Source organism: Kribbella sp. NPDC051936 (genome assembly GCF_040680955.1).
Lineage (GTDB): Bacteria > Actinomycetota > Actinomycetes > Propionibacteriales > Kribbellaceae > Kribbella.
The window spans coordinates 488084-506529 of sequence record NZ_JBFAXS010000007.1 but is presented as its reverse complement, the minus strand read 5'-3'; the positions used below and the strand labels follow the sequence as shown (position 1 = coordinate 506529).

The 18446-nt window shown below is 68.5% G+C and carries 14 protein-coding genes; 8 read left to right on the top strand and 6 right to left on the bottom strand.

Annotation, left to right across the window (positions count from 1 at the left end; translation table 11 throughout):
* Positions 1 to 11 precede the first annotated feature (11 nt).
* Positions 12 to 1310, bottom strand: coding sequence for an amidohydrolase family protein (locus AB0L64_RS26780; protein ID WP_363714302.1), 1299 nt, complete (start codon positions 1308 to 1310; stop codon positions 12 to 14).
* Positions 1311 to 1481: 171 nt separating this feature from the next.
* Between AB0L64_RS26780 and AB0L64_RS26775 the strand changes: the two genes are divergently transcribed.
* The 4 genes from AB0L64_RS26775 to AB0L64_RS26760 are packed head-to-tail and all read left to right on the top strand — an operon-like array spanning position 1482 to position 6582.
* Positions 1482 to 1742 (top strand): hypothetical protein, encoded by a 261-nt coding sequence (locus AB0L64_RS26775; protein ID WP_363714300.1) that lies wholly within the window; start codon positions 1482 to 1484, stop codon positions 1740 to 1742.
* A 9-nt stretch (positions 1743 to 1751) separates the two neighbouring features.
* Positions 1752 to 2807 carry a serine protease gene (locus AB0L64_RS26770; RefSeq protein ID WP_363714298.1) on the top strand — a complete coding sequence of 352 codons (1056 nt, stop codon included), beginning with the start codon at positions 1752 to 1754 and terminating at the stop codon, positions 2805 to 2807.
* Positions 2804 to 3901, top strand: a complete 1098-nt coding sequence (locus AB0L64_RS26765; protein ID WP_363714296.1) for a hypothetical protein — start codon at positions 2804 to 2806, stop codon at positions 3899 to 3901. Before AB0L64_RS26770 ends, AB0L64_RS26765 begins: the two co-directional genes overlap by 4 nt.
* Positions 3898 to 6582, top strand: coding sequence for an AAA family ATPase (locus tag AB0L64_RS26760; RefSeq protein WP_363714294.1), 2685 nt, complete (start codon positions 3898 to 3900; stop codon positions 6580 to 6582). The genes AB0L64_RS26765 and AB0L64_RS26760 overlap by 4 nt, the downstream gene beginning before the upstream one ends.
* Here the strand turns inward: AB0L64_RS26760 and AB0L64_RS26755 are convergent.
* Complete coding sequence (locus tag AB0L64_RS26755; protein ID WP_363714292.1) at positions 6573 to 6752, bottom strand: hypothetical protein; 180 nt, start codon at positions 6750 to 6752, stop codon at positions 6573 to 6575. The genes AB0L64_RS26760 and AB0L64_RS26755 overlap by 10 nt on opposite strands.
* A 271-nt stretch (positions 6753 to 7023) precedes the next feature.
* Here AB0L64_RS26755 and hemW point away from each other — a divergent pair, with 271 nt between their 5' ends.
* From hemW to AB0L64_RS26740, 3 genes are all read left to right on the top strand, one after another.
* On the top strand, positions 7024 to 8250 hold the full coding sequence (gene hemW, locus AB0L64_RS26750) for a radical SAM family heme chaperone HemW (RefSeq protein WP_363714290.1): 1227 nt from the start codon (positions 7024 to 7026) through the stop codon (positions 8248 to 8250).
* 99 nt (positions 8251 to 8349) lie between these two features.
* Positions 8350 to 10734, top strand: coding sequence for a polysaccharide lyase 8 family protein (locus tag AB0L64_RS26745; protein ID WP_363714288.1), 2385 nt, complete (start codon positions 8350 to 8352; stop codon positions 10732 to 10734).
* A 79-nt stretch (positions 10735 to 10813) separates the two neighbouring features.
* Positions 10814 to 12151: a M60 family metallopeptidase gene (locus tag AB0L64_RS26740; RefSeq protein WP_363714286.1), complete on the top strand. Its 1338-nt coding sequence runs from the start codon at positions 10814 to 10816 to the stop codon at positions 12149 to 12151.
* A gap of 73 nt (positions 12152 to 12224) precedes the next feature.
* On the opposite strand, the gene AB0L64_RS26735 is transcribed toward AB0L64_RS26740, so the two are convergent.
* From AB0L64_RS26735 to AB0L64_RS26720, 4 genes are read right to left on the bottom strand one after another with little or no spacing between them, the layout of a single operon-like run.
* Positions 12225 to 13484 (bottom strand): alpha-L-fucosidase, encoded by a 1260-nt coding sequence (locus AB0L64_RS26735; protein WP_363714284.1) that lies wholly within the window; start codon positions 13482 to 13484, stop codon positions 12225 to 12227.
* On the bottom strand, positions 13481 to 15127 hold the full coding sequence (locus AB0L64_RS26730; RefSeq protein ID WP_363714282.1) for an extracellular solute-binding protein: 1647 nt from the start codon (positions 15125 to 15127) through the stop codon (positions 13481 to 13483). The genes AB0L64_RS26735 and AB0L64_RS26730 overlap by 4 nt, the downstream gene beginning before the upstream one ends.
* A 10-nt stretch (positions 15128 to 15137) precedes the next feature.
* On the bottom strand, positions 15138 to 16031 hold the full coding sequence (locus tag AB0L64_RS26725) for a carbohydrate ABC transporter permease (protein WP_363714280.1): 894 nt from the start codon (positions 16029 to 16031) through the stop codon (positions 15138 to 15140).
* The gene (locus AB0L64_RS26720) at positions 16028 to 16894 is read right to left on the bottom strand and encodes an ABC transporter permease subunit (RefSeq protein WP_363714279.1); all 867 of its coding nucleotides are present in this window, start codon (positions 16892 to 16894) and stop codon (positions 16028 to 16030) included. The genes AB0L64_RS26725 and AB0L64_RS26720 overlap by 4 nt, the downstream gene beginning before the upstream one ends.
* A gap of 286 nt (positions 16895 to 17180) precedes the next feature.
* Between AB0L64_RS26720 and AB0L64_RS26715 the strand changes: the two genes are divergently transcribed.
* On the top strand, positions 17181 to 18269 hold the full coding sequence (locus AB0L64_RS26715) for a hydroxyacid dehydrogenase (protein ID WP_363714277.1): 1089 nt from the start codon (positions 17181 to 17183) through the stop codon (positions 18267 to 18269).
* The last annotated feature ends 177 nt before the right edge of the window (positions 18270 to 18446 follow it).

The window sequence follows — 18446 nt, the reverse complement described above, 5'->3', positions numbered from 1 at the left end:
AGCATGACAGCTCACGGGGAGTCGGACTCCGTCGCGAGCCAAGCGGGTGGAGTTGCGCCGTACGTCATGTAGCGCTCGCAGACGCGTTGGTTGTTCTTGTTGGTGGGATCGTCGAAACCCAGGAAGGTCAGGGCCGTGCTGCCCATGAAGCTGTCCAGGTGGGTCGGGAACTTGGCGAGGTACGCGGCGCGGACCCTGGTCAAGAAGTGCTCGAAGTCCAGGTGGTTCGCGACCATGTACCAGTCCGAGCCGAACATGAATCGCTGTCGCATCTCCTGCTGTGCGGTGAAGATCTGGTCCAGAACCTCGATGGTGTCGTCCAGGTCGTCCAGGTCGTGGTTGCCGATGTCGGCGTACAACCTCGGATGGACGCTGGTGAGCTCGGCGATCCTCCGCGGCCAGTCGGGTCGGCCGTTCCATCCGAAGTGACCGAGGTTCAGCCGGAGGCCTCCCCATTGCTCCAGGACCGTGGCCCAGCGCTCGGGGCCCGAGAAGTCCATGTAAGCGCGCTTCGCGAACTGGGTCGGGTTCCCGTGAGCGGTGATCGGGACGTCGTGCTCGGTGCACCAGTCGTAGAGGTTCGCCAGCGCGTCGTCGACGCCGAGGGCCTGCTCCGCGCTCATGCCGGGGACGCCGGCCTGCCGGTTGCGCCAGGGGAGGAACCCCATCGGCGGATACATCTTGACGCCGATGCACCCGAACTCGGTCACGGCTTCCTTCACCAGGGCGACCGCGCCGAAGCGGCGCGGATCAAACCCGACGAACGGCAGGACCTGGGCGCCGAGCTGCCCGAGGATGCCCAGCCGGCTGATCTTCTCCTGGAGTTCCAGTTGCTGCAGCGGACTGGTCTTCGGACTGTCATCGAGGCCCTGCAAATCGACGAGCATCGGCGTGAACAGATCGACCTCGGGATAGGTGTCGATCAGCGCTCTCGTCAGTGCCAACCGGTTCTTGCCGAACAGCGCAGCCCAGCTCAGATAGCGACGAAGATCGTCGATGCCACCGAGAAACGACTCGTCCGGTGAGCTCGGCCGCCGGCCGTCAGCAGCCTCGGCTCCGGCGGCCGCGGCGAGAACCGGCTGCTCGTGTTCAAGCCTGGTGAGCAGATCCTCGCCGTCCGCGGCCGCTTGGCTCAGCGCGGATTCCTCCACCCCTTCGTTCTCCCCAGGCCCAGACTCGATCAGCCGGTCGAGTTCGGCGATCTCGTCCGCTCCGGACGCCATCGCCTGGGTGATGTCGGCCAGCGCCCAGGCAAGGGCCTTGGCCAGCTGGCTGCGTTGTCCGGCCACGGCCTTGACGAACCCCCTCACCGGAAGGTCGTCCCCGTTGAATGTATGGCAGTGAATGTCGACGACCGTCACGGCTCCCCCTCGTCGATCGACCCCTGCCGCCATGATGCTCCGCGGACCCGCAAGACGTAAGAGCGCAGCTGGTGACAGTACGTGACGAGCGTTGCTATCTTGGGCTTGGGGGTGGGGGACATGACGCTGCCTGAGCGCGAGATTCCCGAGACACAGCGGGCGAAACAGGGCGACGAACTGGCGCCCGAGGACATCACGCCGGTGAATCGTCCGGTCTACATGCTGGTGATCGGCGGGCTCTTGCTGGCGCTGCTCGTCGGCATGGTCGGTTGGCTCGTCCTGGTGCTGAACGACAAGAACATGCCGGAAGGATTGGCCGTGCTACTGGGATCCATCGGCGGCGCACTGGTCGGTGTGCTGGCGAGCACGAGCAAGAAGTAGGTCCCGCGCATGGCCGATCATCCGCTCGATCGTTATCCGTTGCCGTTCGGCGATCCCGTCGTACAGAACGTCCTGCGCACGCTGACCTCGGTGTATCGACGGTACAAAGACATCGCCGAGGTGGTCGACGACGTCGGTATCGACGGCAGCGAGATCGACTTCGACGGCGCGGCTCAGTCGATCTGGCGTTCGGTGCTGAAGGAAGCCGCCAGGACCGAGCAACTGCGTGCGTTGCTGGAACATGTCGCCACGAAGCAGCCTCGGCTCGCGCCCGTGCTGGCCGACGCGTTGGCGTCGAATCCCGTGAGCCCGCCGGCCGAGGAGGAAACCGAGGGCGGCGGTCCGCCGTGGAAGGGATTCAGCGGGGAGGGCACCGAGCGGCAGATCGTCGAGGGCCAGAACACCTTGCTCGACATCTCCTTCCTCGAGGTCGGTCTGGATCGGGCCCGCTCGATCTGCCTGCTCAAGGTACGGATCGGCAAGAAGCGCTACTTCGGAACGGGTTTCCGGATCGGTGCGGATCTGATCCTGACCAATCATCACGTCGTGTTTCAGGAGAACGCGGGCGTACTCACGCCGGCGTCCGAGATCGAGGCGTGGTTCGGCTGGGAGCTCGATCGGGCCGACGCGCCCAAGCGGCCGTTCGTCGTGGCCTGCGATCCCGGCTCGGTGATCGCGGGCGCCGATCGGGACTGGGCTGTGCTGAAGGCGACCACGCCGATCCCGCCCGAGTTCCCCGCGCTGTCGATCGCCGCCGCGACGGTCGACCTGGCCGTCGACGACCGGGTCTACATCATCCAGCATCCGGGTGGCCGCCCGAAGATGATCGGGATGCACCACAACCTGGTGCGTTCGGTCGACGATTCCGTGGTCCAGTACTGGACGGACACCGAGGGTGGATCGTCGGGCGCACCGGTGTTCGACGAGGAGTGGAACGTCGTCGCGTTGCACCATCGCTGGGTCGAACGGGAGATCGACGGCAAACCGGAGTACCGGAACCAGGGACAGCGGATCGACCGGGTCGTCGCTGACCTCGCGGTGGCCGGGGTGCAGGGGGTGTCATGAGCGGGCAGCTGTGGATCGAGGAGTCCACGGACGAGAAGGACGAACAGACCACGGCGCTCGCGATGTTGCTGGCGGAGCTCGTGCGGTACCGGCGGGACGTCGAGAAGGAGCTGGAGTCGATCGACGAGATCGACGTCGCCGACATCTACTGGGACGAGCAGTTCCAGGCCAAGGCGTTCTGGACCGGGTACGTCCTGGACCTGCGCCGCGGCGGACGCCTGCGGTACGTCGTCGCGCACATGGCGGACCGGTTCCCGGCGCGGCGCGAGGACCTCGAGTACTACCTGAAGCTCAAGCTGACCAAGCGGGGCACGGCCTGGTACGAGCCGCCGGATCCGCTCGACGCGATGTTCGTCGGCTCGGGGATGTCGCAGCCGATGATCAACCGCGGCAAGCTTCGTTCCGAGCTCAGGAAATTGAACAAGGAGGGCTTCCGGACGCTCAACATCACCGGCGGGTCGGCCTCGGGCAAGACGTACTCGTACCAGCTCGTGCAGGTGCTCGCGCGGTCGGAGGGCTTCCCCGTGCTGTTGATCGACGTCGCTGAATGGGGCACCGAGCGGTTCGGCGCGCTCGAGTTGGCGCAGCGGCTCGCCGGCCACTTCAAGTTCGCCATCAGCGCGGACGTTGTCGCCGACGTACCCGATCCGCACACCCGCGCGCGGCTGCTGATGAACGAGTTGCGGGACAACTTCCCGCCGGTGCGGTCACCGCGCTGGATCGTGATCGACGGACTCGACCGGGCCAACGTCGATCCCGACGCGCGCGGGCTTGTCGAGAAGCTGCTGCACTCCGTCGACGTCAACGCCGAGCTGGGTGAGGTGAAACTCGTGGTCACCGGCTTCGACGGCCTGGTGCCGCCGCAGACCCGCAAGGAGCCGATCAGCCCGATCACGCGTCCGGACGTCCGCCAGTTGTTCGCGGTGGCCGCCGCGCACCTCGGCTATCCGGCGACCGACGCCGAGCTCGACGGCTGGACCTCCCAGGTGTGGGACGGACGTGACCCGGTCGCGGACGAGTTCGCGCTCGCCGGCGAGACGATCTACGGGATCGCGCGGGAGACCATCTGCAGCTTGATCGGACAGAGCGCATGACCAGCCTGCCGGAGCCGCGCACGGCCGGGCGGCCGGTCCGGAGCCGTCGTACCCACCTGATCCAGCCGCCCGGCCCGCGGGAGCTGCTCCGGGCTCAGGCCGCCGTCCTGGTCTGGTTCGATGCCTGGTGGCTGGATGTTCCGGGCGAATCCGACGAGGTCGACGAGGTGATCAGCGAGTTCCTGATCGAGGACTGCCGCCGAGTGCGCGGGCCGGACGGCGCCGCGCACTGGGCCTTGGTCGATTCGGTACGCCGACGGACCCTGCGAGACCTCGGCCCGAAAGCCGCCGCCGATGCGCTCCGCCGTACGACGATCAACCCGACAGGGCCCGCGCAGAGCGCCTTGTCCCGCGCGATCGACCCGACGCCGACGGCGGACGGTGAGCCGCCGACGCTGGAATCGCTGTCGGCGGACCTGCAGGTCGCGCGCTGGCTCAGCGACGCCTTCCCGGCCGCCCGGAACGTCGAGGCCATCGAGGCGGCCCTGGCCCGGGAGGAACTGCTCGCCCCGCTGAAGACCTTCGGCGCCCACGGCTTCTACGGACGTACGACGGAACTCGGGTTGCTCCAGGAGCACCTGTTCGGCGGAACGCGACCGCTGGTGATCTCGGGTGTCGGCGGGGTCGGGAAGTCGACACTGCTGGCGAAGTTCATCACCGGGCGGACGGACGGGCTGTTCGCGTACCTCAACTTCGACCGGGGCGCGCTGGAGGCCGACCGGCCTGCCCAGCTGATGTCCGAGATCCTGCGTCAGCTGACAATCCAGCAGCCGGTGCTGTCGGAGCGACTGCGGCCGTTGATCGACGACTTGCGGGTTCAGGAGAACACCGACGAGGAGACCCTCGGCCTCAGCTCGCACGCGTCGGCGCCGACGAGCAGCACCCGGTTGTCCCGGAGTCTGATCGCGCGGGCCGCCAAGCTCATCACGCCGTACGTCAGCGGCGGGCTGCTCGTCGTACTCGACACCTTCGAGGAGGTCCAGCGCCGCCGGATCACCGATCTGTACGTGCTGAAGGACTCTCTCGACCAGCTACTGCGCCTGATCCCGATGACAAGGATCGTGATCGCGGGGCGGGCGCTCGACACCGGACTGGGTGCGGAGCTGGACGCCACGGTGATCTCGCTGACCGAGCTGGACCACACGTCGGCGGTACAGATGATCCTCGACGCGGACGGGGTGGCCGCATCGGTGGAGCTGGCCGAGCGGACTATCGGACTGGTCGGTCGCAACCCGTTGAGCCTGCGCCTTGCGATCGAGATCCTCCGGGTCAGCCAGGCCGATGATCCGCTGCTCGACCTGGAGCTGCAGGAGGGCCAGATCCAGGGCGTCCTGTACCGGCGAATCCTGATGCACATCGACAACCGGGAGGTACGCCGGATCGCGCACCCCGGACTGGTCGTCCGGGTGGTGACGCCGGACGTCATCCGGCACGTCCTGGCCAGACCGTGCGGTATCACCGTGAAGACCGACCGGCACGCGAACGAGCTGTTCCGGCAGCTGGAGCGGGAGGCGACGCTGGTCACGAGCGACGGCCGTTCGCTGCGGCATCGCGCGGACGTCCGGAAGCTGATGCTGCCGAAGCTCCAGCGGGACCAGAAGCCGCAGGTCGCAAAGATCCACCGGGCCGCGTACAGATACTACGCGCGGCTGCGGGGCCCGGCCGCCCGGGCGGAGGAGCTGTACCACCGGCTGATGCTCGGTCAGTCCGGCAGTACCCTCGCCGCCCACTGGGACAAGGATGCGCTGCCGTCCCTGCTGGACTCGATCGACGAGCTTCCCGCGCGCGGCCAGCAGTACCTGTGGGCACAGGCCGAGGGGCGGATCAGCCTGCCGGACGAGATCATGCGCGAGGCCGACGACCAGACCTGGGCGGCCGCGACGGCGCCCCTGATCGCCGCCGAGTTGCGCGCCGGCCGGCCCGAGGTCGCGCTCGATCTGGCGCATCAGCGTCGCGGACCGAACGGCGAGTCGCTGGTGCCGTCGGCCGAGGTGGAGGCGCTCGAAGCATTCCGTGAGTTCGACGAGGCCTTGCGGGTACTGCGGGGCGCCCGGGACGCGGCGTTGCGCCGGCGGCGGTCGGAGGAAGCGGTCAGCCTGACACTCGACGTACTGCGCGTGCTCGAACGGATGCAGCGGTTCCTCGAAGCGGTCCGTGAGGCCTCCGAGCTCCGTGACGCGCTGAGGGCGGGGTACGGCGAATCCGCCCTGGACTATCTGGTCGCGACCACGAGCTATCTGCGGTTGCTGCGCCGCAGCGGCCGGCAGGACAGCCCGGAGTACGCCGAGGGCGTCGCGGACGCGGTACAGAAGGCCGAGAACCTCACACTGCGGGAACTGGGCAGCCGTCCCGGCCTGACCCGCGAGTTGCTCGCCGAGATCGGAACCGCCTCCGAGAAACTCCTCCGGTTCGGGATCGAACAGGTCGGCGTGGCCCGCGGACAGACCGAACGGCTCGACTCCGAGCTCGCCAAGGTGGATGCGACGACCGGCTCGGGCCCGTACGACGACGGGGACGACGACGCCGAGGACGGGGACTACGACGACGAACCGCTGGTCGAGCCGCGGAGCCGAACCGCGAGCAAGGTCGCGGAGTACCTGAACGAGGTCGGACCCGACGACGACCTGTCGCACGCCATCTCGGAGAGCTGGCAGGTGGAGACGGACGGGCTCTACTCCTGACTCGCCGCGAGTGCGGCGTGTTTGCCAATGGCGAGGGATTGGCCTTGGTCGATCATTTGCTCGGCGATGCGGCCGACGGCGTGGGAGAAGGCTTCGGAGTCGTCGGGGTCCCAGTCGATGAGGCGGGCGAGTATCCAGCTGCGGAAGGCGCCGACGAAGCGCTGGAACATCTCCAGGCCTCTGCGGCGCTCAGCGGCAGGCCGGACTCGGCGAGTACTTCGGGTGCCGGGTTGCGCTTGTGGTGCCTTAGGACGAGCGCGGCCGTTGCCGCCCCAGGTCGTCACCTACGTCAGCCCGGTCGCGGCGAGACCGATGAGCAGGATGCCGAGGTAGTCGATGGTCGGCCCGACCTTGGCCTTCACCGACGGAAGGGCTTGAGCGTGGCGATCGCGACGACGGTGGAGGACTACCTGTCCTTAGGTACCCCCGTACGATGGGTGGGTGCCGTCGACATTGCCCGAGGGGGAGGTTGCGCCCCGGGACGGGGCGCTGCCGGATGCTGCCGTCCGGGAGGCGGCGGAGCGGCCGCTGGGGTTCTACCTGCACGTGCCGTTCTGTGCGTCGCGCTGCGGGTACTGCGACTTCAACACCTATACCGCGAAGGAGCTGGGCGGCGGTGGATCGCAGGCGTCGTACGCCGAGGCCGCGGTCGCCGAAGTCCGGCTCGCGCGGCGCGTCCTGCAGGACCTGGACCGGCCGGTCGAGACGGTGTTCTTCGGAGGCGGTACGCCGACCCTCCTGCCCGCCGCGGATCTGGGGAAGATGCTGGCCGCGGTGCGGGACGAGTTCGGTCTGGCGCCGGGCGCGGAGGTGACGACCGAGGCCAACCCGGAGTCGGTGGATCCGGCCTACCTCGAGGCGTTGCTCGAAGCGGGGTTCACGCGCGTGAGCTTCGGCATGCAGAGCGCGTCGTCGCACGTCCTGCGGATCCTCGACCGGCAGCACACACCGGGGAGGGCGTTGCAGGCGGTGAAGGAAGCGACCGCGGCCGGCTTCGAACACGTGAACCTGGACCTGATCTACGGCACCCCGGGTGAGTCGCTCGACGACTGGCGGGCGTCGCTGGAGTCGGCGCTGTCGGCGCAGCCGGACCACGTCAGCGCCTATGCCTTGATCATCGAGGACGGTACGCAGCTCGCGCGGCGGATCCGGCGGGGTGAGCTGCCGATGCCGGACGACGACGACCTCGCCGACAAGTACGTGCTGGCCGACGAGTTGCTGTCGGCCGACGGACTCCGGTGGTACGAGGTGTCCAACTGGGCCCGCAGTGCGGAGGCGCGCTGCCGCCACAACGAGCTGTACTGGCGGGGCGACACCTGGTGGGGGATCGGCCCGGGCGCGCACAGCCACGTCGGCGGGGTGCGCTGGTGGAACGTCAAGCATCCGACCGCGTACGCCGAACGGATCAACGCGGGTGAAAGTCCGGCCCACGCGCGCGAGACCCTCGACGAGGAGACCCGGCGGATCGAGCGGGTGTTGCTCGAGGTCAGGCTGTCGGCGGGGCTGCCGCTGGACGTGCTGGACGCGGAGGGGCGTGCTGCCGTGGACGACGTCGTCGGCAACGGCCTGGCCGTGGTCGAAGGCCGGCCGGCGGGCGACGAGCGGCTCGTGCTGACCGATCGCGGGCGGTTGCTCGCCGATGCGGTGGTCCGCGACCTGCTGCCGTGAAAGTGATCAGAACTGATCACAGTGAGCTGTTGACGACTGTTGTGAGCAGACGGCAGGCTGTGCGGTAAGCGTTTACTACTGCCGCCCGAGGAGTCCGCGATGCCGCCCTTCATCCGTCGTCGACTGTTGCTTCAGGCCGGGCTCGCCGCCGGTGCGCTCAGCACGCTGGGGCTGCCCACCCGCGCGTTCGCCGAGGACGAGTTCGACGTCCTGCGGGCGCGCTGGGCCGAGCTCAGCACCGGTGGCGCGATCGACGCGGCCGATCCGGCGTACGCCGACGCGCTCGCGAACCTGAGCTCGCAGGCCCAGCAGTTCGTCGACACGATGATGACCGCGGCCGACCGGCCGGCGCTCTGGCCGGACCTGCCGCTCAGCCCGAGCAGTGGCAACTTCAGCATCAGTTACACCCGCCTGAAGACGATCGCGCTGGCGCGTGCGACCGCCGGGACCACGCTGACCGACGCCGGCTCGCTGCTCAGTGGCGCGCTCGACTTCCTGAACGCCAACGCGTACAACGAGACGCTGAAAGAGACCGGGAACTGGTGGTTCTGGGAGATCGGCTCGCCGCGCGCTCTGCTGGACACCTGCATCCTGGCGTACGACGTGCTGTCGGCCGACCAGCTCACGAAGTACCTGACGGCCGTCGACCGGTTCGTGCCCGATCCGAACCGGCGGACCAACGCCCCCACGCTCCGCGAGACCGGCGCGAACCGGGTCGACAAGGCGCTGATCGTCGCGCTCCGCGGCATCGTCGGCAAGTCGGCCGCCAAGCTCGCCGCCGCCCGTGACGCGCTCAGCGATGTCGCCGAATCCGGCAAGAACAGCGTCTTCACCTACGTCACCAGCGGCGACGGCTTCTACCGTGACGGCTCGTTCGTCCAGCACGGCAACCTCGCGTACGTCGGTACGTACGGCAACGTCGCGCTTGGCGGTGTCGCGAACCTGATCGCCTTGCTCGGCGGCTCCACCTGGGAGATCGCGGACCCGAACCGCGCCGTACTGCTCGACGCCGTCGAGGCCAGCTTCGCCCCGTTCGTCGTCGACGGTCTGATGATGGACTGCGTGTCCGGCCGGGCGATCTCCCGCGAACGTGCCGGCGACCACCGCAACGGGCACGGCACGACGTCGACCGTCCTGCTCCTCGCGAGCGGCGTCGCCGAGCCGTACGCGTCTCGCTACAAGGCCCTGGCCAAGGGGTGGATCACCCGCGATCGGCTCGACGACTACCTCCCCGGCGCGTCGATCCCCGAGATCTCCCGGGCGAAGGCGCTGCTCGCCGACGCCGCCGTCACACCGGCGCCGGCCGTTCCGCGGCACTTCCAGTTCTACAACCAGGACCGCGTCGTGCACCGCCGCCCGGGCTGGACCTTTGCGATCGCGATGTCGTCGAAGCGCATGGCCCGCTACGAGTGGGGCAACGGCGAGAACCTCCGCGGCTGGTACGTCGGCGACGGGATGACGTACCTGTACAACGACGACCAGTCCCAGTTCAACGACGCGTACTGGCCGACGGTCGACGCGCAGCGCATGCCGGGTACGACGGTCAGCGCGCAGCCGCGGCAACCGGGCGGGTCCGGCAGCGGCACCGGGACGGTCGCGGCGTACGCCGAATGGGTCGGCGGAGCGTCGTACCGGGGCGTCGCCGGTGCGGTCGGTATGCACCTGATCAACCACGACAAGACCTTGCAGGCAAGGAAGTCCTGGTTCTGTCTGCGTGACTCGATCGTGGCGCTCGGCGCCGGGATCAGCGGCACCGACGGCTACCCGGTGGAGACGATTGTCGACAATCGGAATCTCCACGAGAACGGGACGGCCGCGCTGCAGATCGACGGAGGGCCGGCCGCGGACCAGACGTACTCCGATCCGGTGTGGGCCCACTTGGACGGCGTTGCCGGCTACGTCTTCCCGGCCGGTGGTCGTCTGCGGGTGCAGCGTGAGGACCGGACCGGGGCCTGGTCCGAGATCAACGTCGGCAACGACACCGCCGGCTCGACCACGCCGTACAGCCGCCGCTACGCGAAGCTCGTCCTGGAGCACGGTACTGACGTCGGCTCGTACGCGTACGTGGTGTTGCCCAACGCAACCAGCCGGCGGACGGCGGAGTTGGCGGCCGATCCCGGGATGACGATCCTTGTCAACAATCCGAATGTCCAAGCCATTCGATCCCACCGCGAGAACCTCGTGCTGGTGAACTTCTGGACCGCAGGCTCCGTGTCCGAGGTGCCGGGCGGCGCCGGAGCGCCTTCGGTGGCGTGTGACGGGCCTGCTTCGGTGGTGATCGGCAAGGAGGGACCGACGACGACTGTCGCGGTGTCCGATCCGAGCCGGACCGCGCAGACCGTCCGGCTGACCGTCGACCGGCAGGTCGGCGAGGTGATCGCGAAGGATTCGGCGGTCACGGTAGTTGCTGCTGGCAAGCAGCTTGTCCTGGACGTCGCGGTCGGCGGCACCAAGGGTGCCACCCACAGCGTGTCCTTCCACTGAGTTTCGCAAGCAACCGGGGCCGGCCACCAGGGCCGGCCGGGTCGCCGGGTGCTGGCAAGTTCAACCAGGAGGTTGTTCGATGATGCCGCACGCCCGCCCCCTGCAGCTCACCAGGCGACGTGTCCTTCAAGTAGCCGGAGCCGGCCTGGCGCTGGCCGCCGTACCAGCTGTCGCGAGAGCGCAGACCAGTACGATCACCATCCCCGCGCTCCCGTCGGCGCGCACGACCGAGCTCGACCGGACGCAGGACTCGCTCAGCGCCAGCGAACTCCGCCCGACCGGCTTCTACCTGCCGGCGGCCACCGCGCTCACCGTGGTCGTCCACGCCGGCAGCCAGGCTCCGACGCTGGTGATCGGCGCGCCCGACGCCGACGCCCGAAAGGAGTTCAAGTCGCCCCGCGAGTACCCGCTCCAGGTCGGTCGCAACACCGTGACCGACGCCGGCGGCGGTGTCGTCTACCTGAAGCTGATCGGCGGCACCGGTCAGGCCAAGGTCTCGATCGGCGAGCAGGCGCAGCCGATGCCGTACTTCGTCCTCGGCTGCACCGGCGAGGCCGACTTCCAGCGCCAGCTCGACGAGCGCACCACGCCGTACGTCGAACTCGTCGGCCCGCGCGCGATGATCACCGTGGAACGCGCGTCGGCCTTGACGTACCGCACCGAGAACCACACCGACCTGCTGGCCACCTACGAGGAGATCATCGGGATCGAGGACGCGACCAGCGGGTACGACGGATCCGCGCCGGTGCACGCCCGCTTGGCGCACCGGTACCACTTCGTCGGCTACCCGTCGGCGATCACCGGCGTCGGGGCGTACGCGACGCACGGGCACATGTCGTTCCCGCCGCCGATCCAGGACCGGATGCTGACCGTGACCGGCCTGCGGACCCGCGGCTGGGGCATCTATCACGAGCTCGGTCATCAGCATCAGCAGATCACCTACAAGCCGAGTTCGCTGACGGAGGTGACGGTCAACATCTACTCGCTCGCGGTCAACGCGGTCTTTGCCACGAAGTACGGCCAGGTGCCGCGGCTGCACGCACCGGACGCCAAGACCGGGCTGACGCCGTGGCAGAGCGCCCCCGGCAAGCTGCGGACGCCGGGCGTGAACTACGGCACGACGTTCGACCCTTACGAGAAGCTCGTGATGTTCGAGCAACTGCGGCTGGCGTTCGGTAACAGCTTCTGGCCGGACCTGCACAAGCTGGTCCGGGTCGAGCGGCCGTACGCGAGCGACTACACCGACGAGGTACTCCGGCTGCGCAACCTGGTCGTCCTGTCCAGCCAGACGGCCGGCTACGACCTGGGCGACTTCTTCCGGGCCTGGGGCGTCCCGGTCGACGCCGAGGCGATCGCCCGGATCGGCGCGCTGCACCTGACCCCGCCGCCGACCGACCCGTCCGCGATCCGCGAGTAGACAATCCGCGAGTAGACAAAGGACGAAGGCACCCACCGGGTCGAGGTGGGTGCCTTCGTCGTTCGGGGCGGGCTCAGTCGCGCAGGAAGAGCTCGATCACGCAGCTGTCGACCTCGGGGGCGCGGTTCGGCAGCTTGAGCGTCAGCGTGTTCTCCGGCAGGCCGGTGAGGTACGTGTGCCCGGGGGCCGCCGGATCGACGTCCACCCGCTTGACCTCCGACGCGTCGTGCAGGAACTGCGCGTACTCGACGCGGTCGCCCAGCCCGGGCAGATGGAGATGACCCATCGGCCAGGCGAACACGTGCAGGTACAGCCGCCGCCCGTTCTGCGTGTAGCGGCAATCCGCCGGCGGCACGTACGAGCTCGGACCGCAGCCGCGCACGGACCGCTCGTGCAGCCGCACCCAGTCCCCGATGCCCGAGAGGACGTCGAGTGCGCGCGGCTCCCAGGCGCCACGCCCGTTCGGGCCGACGTTGAGCAGCATGTTGCCGCCCTTCGAGACCGCGTCGACGAGCATCCGGATCAGCAGCGCCGGCGACTTCCAGTCGTGGTTGTCGCGGTGGTACCCCCAGCTGCCGTTGAGGGTGTGGCACGCCTCCCACGGCACCTGCGTCCCGTTGCCGGCAGCAACCTCGTTGCCCGGCGGTTGCACCTGCTCGGGCGTGGTGAAGTCACCCGCACCGAGTCCCAGTCGATTGTTGACAAGGATGCCCGGCTGCAGCTCGCGGACCATCGCGAGCAGTTCGGCCGACCGCCACTCGTCCGGGCCCTTGGCGTTGAACCCGCGATCGGCGTAGGAGAAGTCGAACCACATCACGTCGATCTGCCCGTATCCCGTGAGCAGCTCGCGGACCTGGCCGTGCAGGTAGTCGGCGTACTTCGAGACGTCGCGGCCGGCCGTACGGTCGATGAAGTCGACGTCCTTGCGCTGCGGGTGGTACAGGTCGACGGGAAACTCCGGGTGGTGCCAGTCGAGCAACGAGTGGTACAGCCCGATCTTGAACCCGCGCGCCCGGAACGCGTCGACCATCGGCGCGAGCAGGTCCTTGCCCCACGGCGTGTTCGGCGCCGAGTAGTCGGTCAGCTTGGAGTCCCACAGGCAGAACCCGTCGTGGTGCTTGGTGGTGATCACCAGGTAGCGCATACCGGTGTTCCACGCGTCGTCAGCCCAGCGCACCGGGTCGTACAGGTCCGGCTCGAAGTGGTCGAAGTACGGCTGGTAGTCGTCGTCGGTGAGCTGTTCGTACGACTTCACCCACTCGTGCCGCGCCGCGGCCGCGTAGATGCCCCAGTGCACGAACAGCCCGAACCGCGCCTCGGTCAGCCAGCTCATCGCGGGCTCGCACCGCCGCTCAAGGCCGACTCGAACTCGCCGCGGATCTTGTCGCCGCCGTCCTTCGCCCACTTCTGCACCGCGGCTTCGAACGCGCTGATCGGCTTCCGCCCGGCGATCACGTCGTTGCGGACGTCGGTCAGCGCCTGCCCGATGTCGCCGCCGGACTTGTCGTTGGTCGGCGAGATGAGGCTCGCGGTCGGGTCCTTGACCACCATGCCGATCAGCTTCGTCAGGTCCTCGTGCGCGCGCTCGACGTAGGTCGGGAACTGGGCGTTGTAGAGCGCCTGCGGCGGGGCGGTGATGTACTTCCACGGCACCGTCATCTCGGCCTCGCCCTTGCCGGTCAGGGTCGGGTTGCCCTTCGCGTCGCGGGTGAAGTCGACGCCCTCGACGCCGTACGTGAGCAGCAGGTTCTCGGTGCTGCCGAACGGCGCGGCGAAGAAGTTCGCCACCGCGAGCAGCTCCTTGGCGCGCTGCTCGTCGGCCTTCTTCATCAGCGTGTAGGCGAACAGGATGTTGTCCGACCAGGTGTTCGCCTTGCCGCCCTTCGGCGCCATCGGGACGAACGCCCGCGGGTCGTTGTCCGGGTCCAGCCGGGACATGTCCTTGACGTACCCGGAGTACGCCGGGAAGCCGTCGTACACCAGCGCGCCCTTGCCCGCGCGAAACGCGTTCTTGCGGGCGGTGCCGTCGATCCCGTCGGAGCCGGGCACGGTGACGCCGGCCTTGACGAGCTGGACGGCGAACTCGAGGGCGGCCTTGTACTCCGGGGTCTCGAAGCTACGGGTCAGCTTGCCGCCGTCGTCCTTCCAGCCGTTCGGGACGCCGAACATCTGCTGGATCATCGTGAAGAACGTGTTGCCCTTGGAGTTCACGATCGCCCACTGGCCCTGCTGCGGCCTGGTCAGCTCCTTGCAGGCGGCCAGGAAGTCCTCGGCGGTGGCCGGGTACTCGATACCGGCCGCGTCGAAGAGCCGCTTGTTGTAGAAGCCCGCACCGCCGGTGATGCTGCGCGGGATCGGCAGCCCGTAGATCTTGTCCTGCACCACGCACGCCTGCCAGATCACCTGCGGGATGTTCGCGAGGTTCGGGTAGTCCTTGACCTTGTCACCGGACAGATACGGCGTCAGATCGGTGCACTTTGCCGACAAGAAGGCCGGTAGATTGTTGACAAGACTCGAATCCGACAACAGCACCAGATCCGGCAGCTCGTTGGCGGCGAGCACCGTCTGGAACTTCGTCGCCCAGTCGCTGTCCGGGACGATCGTCAGGTCGAGCGTGCCGCCGAGCTTCTGCTCGACCGCCTGCCAGGCCGCGTTCTTGTCCTTGGCCGGCGGCAGCGGGTCGAAGATGTCGGTCATCACGCTCACCTTGCCGCCGGACAGCGGCGGCGTCTTCACCGTGGTGACGAGGTCCTTCGGGTACATCAGGTACCCCGGCGGTACGCCGTCCGCGGTGCCGGCGAGGTCCGGCTTCGGCCCGTCGAAGGCGACGTAGGTCGGCAACGTCACCGAGGACGCGCGGGCGGGCCCGGCCGCCGTACTGCCGTTGCTGCAGGCAACCAGCGTCGGGACGCCGGTGGCGCTCATCACGGCGACGCCGACTGCGCTCCGCAGGAAGCTTCTGCGACTGGTGGTCACGGTGTTTCTCCTAACCCTTGATGGCGCCGGTGAGTACGCCCTTGGTGAAGTAGCGCTGCAGGAACGGGTAGACGCAGAGGATGGGGACGAGCGCCACGACCACGACCGCCATCTGCACGGCCTGGATCGACGCGACCGCCTCGCCGGGCGACTCGGAAGCACCGCCGACCGGCTGTCCTTGCAGGACGTAGAGGCGCAGCACGAGCGGCAACGGCCACTTGCCGGTGTCGCTGAGGTAGAGCAGTGCGTTGAAGAACGCGTTCCAGTGCCCGACCGCGTAGAACAGCGCGACGACGGCGAGCACCGCCTTCGACAGCGGCAGCACGATCCGGAGCAGGATCGCGAGGTCGCCGGCGCCGTCGATCCGGGCGCTGTCGAGCAGCTCGGCCGGGATGTTCTGGAAGAAGTTGCGCAGCACCAGGAAGTTGAAGGCGCTGACCAGGCCCGGGACGATCAGCGACGCGTACGAGTCGTACAACCCGAGCGCCTTGACGAGCAGGAAGTTCGGGATGATCCCGGCCCCGAAGAGCATTGTGAACAATACTGCTGTCAACACGAACCGCCCGCCGACGATCGGCCGGCTGAGCCCGTACGCGAGCGCGATCGTGACGACCAGGTTCAGCGCCGTACCGATGACTGTGATGCCCGCACTGACCAGCAGCGCATGGCTGACCACGCCGCCGGCGAAGATCGTCTTGTACGCCGCCAGCGTCGGCTCGCTCGGGAACAACGGGATGAGGCCGCCGCGCCGGGTGATCTCGGACTCGCCGGCCAGGCTCGTCGCGACGATGTTGACGAACGGGTAGAGCACCAGGAGACAGACGACCGCGATCACCACGCCTTTGATCGCCAGCCCGGCCTTGCTCGGTGCCTCCATCCACGGCGGCCGCTGCGAGGTCTTCATCGGCTGTAGATCCCTTCGTGGCCGAAACGGTGGGCGAGTTTGTTGGCGCCGAGGATCAGCACCAGGCCGATGGCGCCCTTGACCAGGCCGACGGCTGCCGCCGGACCCCATTGGCCGTCGAGGACGCCGTGGAAGTAGACGTAGGTGTCGAGGACCTCGGCCGCGTCGGCGCCGACCGCGTCGCGCTGCAGCAGGATCTGCTCGAAGCCGACCGACAGGATGCTGCCCAGGTTCAGGATCAGCAGCAGCAACGTGACCGGCACGATGCCCGGCAGCGTGACGTGCCACAGCCGCCGCCAGCGGTCCGCGCCGTCGATCGCCGCGGCCTCGTAGTGCTCGGTGTCGATGTTGAGCAGCGCGGCGAGGTAGATGATCGTGCCCCAGCCGGCGTCCTTCCAGATCAGCTGCAGCGTCACCAGCCAGGGGAAGAAGCCGGAACTCGTCATCAGGTCGACGCGTGGCAGACCGAGCTCGCCGAGCAGCTGCGGGAGCAGTCCGGTGCCGCCGATCAGCTGCTGACTGATCGAGATCAGGATCACCCAGCCGATGAAGTGCGGCAGGTACACGACGCTCTGCACGAACCGCTTGACCTTCGGGCTGACGATGCTGTTCAGCAGCAGCGCCAGCCCGATCGGCGCCGGGAAGAACAGGACGAGCTGGAGCAGCGCGAACTTCAGGGTGTTGAGCAAGGCCCGGTAGAAGTCCGGCTCGGCGAACACCGCGAAGTTGCCGAAGCCGACCCACGGGCTCTCCTTGAACCCGAGATACGGCTGGTAGTCCTGGAAGACGATCACGTTGCCGAGCAGCGGCACGTAGTGGAACACCACGAAGAACAGCAACCCGGGCAGCACCAGCAACAACATCACCCGATCCCGCCACAACCGGGCCCCCAACCCAGGGCCTCCGCGCCCGTGCTGCCCTCGGCGGGCGGCTCGGGAGGCTGCCCGGCGGGCGGACCAGGACGTGGCGCGGCCGGGGGAGCGGCTGACGCGGTGCATTGGGCGCCTCCTGATAGTAAACGGTTGCTGTGGTGGTGGCAGCAACCATGAAACGTTCAGCGCCTTGCTGTCAAGCGTTCGTGGAACTTGTCTTGACCGATGGTCGACAGTCTGCCTACGGTTCTTAGTAACCGTTTACTAGGAGTGATCCGTGCCGAATCCTGAACCCGACCGGGGCAGCAGTCCGCGGTTGCGCACGCTCGTGGCGATGCCCGCGGAGACCTGGTCCGAGGTGGTCACGCCGGCGGCGCGCGCCCGTCTCGCTGCCGTCGCCGAGGTGCTCGGCCTCGACGTCCCGGGAGGCCTCGACACCGGCCGGCCGCGGGTCGGGGCGGTCGACGGTGTGCCGCGGCTGGCCGGTTCCTTCGCGGAAGTGGCGGACGATCTGGCCGACGCGGAGGTCTTGCTGACCGGCTGGGGGTGTCCCCGGATCACCGCGGACGTGCTCGACGCAGCGCCGAAGCTGCGGGCGATCGTGCATGCGGCCGGGACGATCAAGACGTTCGTGGACCCGGTGGTCTTCGAGCGCGGGGTGGAGGTGTCGTCGGCGGCGGGCGCGAATGCGGTGCCGGTCGCGGAGTTCACCGTCGCCGCGATCGTGCTGGCGGGCAAGCGGGCTTTCCGGCACCGCGACTGGTTCCGGACCTCGGGCCTGAAGCGACCGTTGCCGGGGGCACCGATCCTCGGCACGCTGGGTACGACGGTCGGCGTCCTCGGGGCGTCCCGGATCGGCCGGCTGGTGCTCGAACGGCTCCGCGGCCTCGATGTCGACGTACTGGTGTACGACCCGTTCCTGGGTCGGGCGGAGGCTGCGGCGTACGGCGCGCGGTGGTGTGAGTTGCCGGAGCTGTTCGCGGCCAGCGACATCGTCAGCGTCCACGCACCACTGCTGCCGGAGACCGAGGGGCTGGTGTCGGCCGAGCTGCTGGCCGCGATGCCGGACGGCGGCGTACTCATCAACACCGCGCGCGGCCCGGTCGTCGATCACGCCGCCCTGGAACGGGAGTGCGTCTCCGGCCGCCTCGATGCGATCCTCGACGTCACCGACCCCGAGCCACTCCCACTCGACTCCCCGATGCTCCGACTCCCCAACGTCTTCATCACCCCCCACCTGGCCGGTGCCATGGGCAACGAATCCACCCGCTTGGGTGACTCCGCGATCGCCGAGATCGAGCGACTGGCCGCCGGCCGGCCCCTCGCCCACGGCATCACCCACGAAGACCTGAGGCGAATCGCATGAGCCGCACCGAGCAGAGGACCCGGCTGTCCGTCGCACGAGGGGATATCCCCGCGAGTTGGGGGTTCTCCGTTGGTGTGCCAGCAGAGAACCCCCACCGCCAGGGGTTATCCCCTCGCGTGACGCCGCGTGCCTGCGGAGTGGGGCGGGGCGCGTGAGCGCCGGGTGGGGTGCGGATGC

Coding starts and splice junctions, on each gene's coding strand:
- AB0L64_RS26775 (WP_363714300.1), top strand. CDS start 1,482: ATGACGCTGCCTGAGCGCGAGATTCCCGAGACACAGCGGGCGAAACAG.
- AB0L64_RS26770 (WP_363714298.1), top strand. CDS start 1,752: ATGGCCGATCATCCGCTCGATCGTTATCCGTTGCCGTTCGGCGATCCC.
- AB0L64_RS26765 (WP_363714296.1), top strand. CDS start 2,804: ATGAGCGGGCAGCTGTGGATCGAGGAGTCCACGGACGAGAAGGACGAA.
- AB0L64_RS26760 (WP_363714294.1), top strand. CDS start 3,898: ATGACCAGCCTGCCGGAGCCGCGCACGGCCGGGCGGCCGGTCCGGAGC.
- AB0L64_RS26755 (WP_363714292.1), bottom strand. CDS start 6,752: ATGTTCCAGCGCTTCGTCGGCGCCTTCCGCAGCTGGATACTCGCCCGC.
- AB0L64_RS26745 (WP_363714288.1), top strand. CDS start 8,350: ATGCCGCCCTTCATCCGTCGTCGACTGTTGCTTCAGGCCGGGCTCGCC.
- AB0L64_RS26740 (WP_363714286.1), top strand. CDS start 10,814: ATGATGCCGCACGCCCGCCCCCTGCAGCTCACCAGGCGACGTGTCCTT.
- AB0L64_RS26735 (WP_363714284.1), bottom strand. CDS start 13,484: ATGAGCTGGCTGACCGAGGCGCGGTTCGGGCTGTTCGTGCACTGGGGC.
- AB0L64_RS26725 (WP_363714280.1), bottom strand. CDS start 16,031: ATGAAGACCTCGCAGCGGCCGCCGTGGATGGAGGCACCGAGCAAGGCC.
- AB0L64_RS26720 (WP_363714279.1), bottom strand. CDS start 16,894: ATGTTGTTGCTGGTGCTGCCCGGGTTGCTGTTCTTCGTGGTGTTCCAC.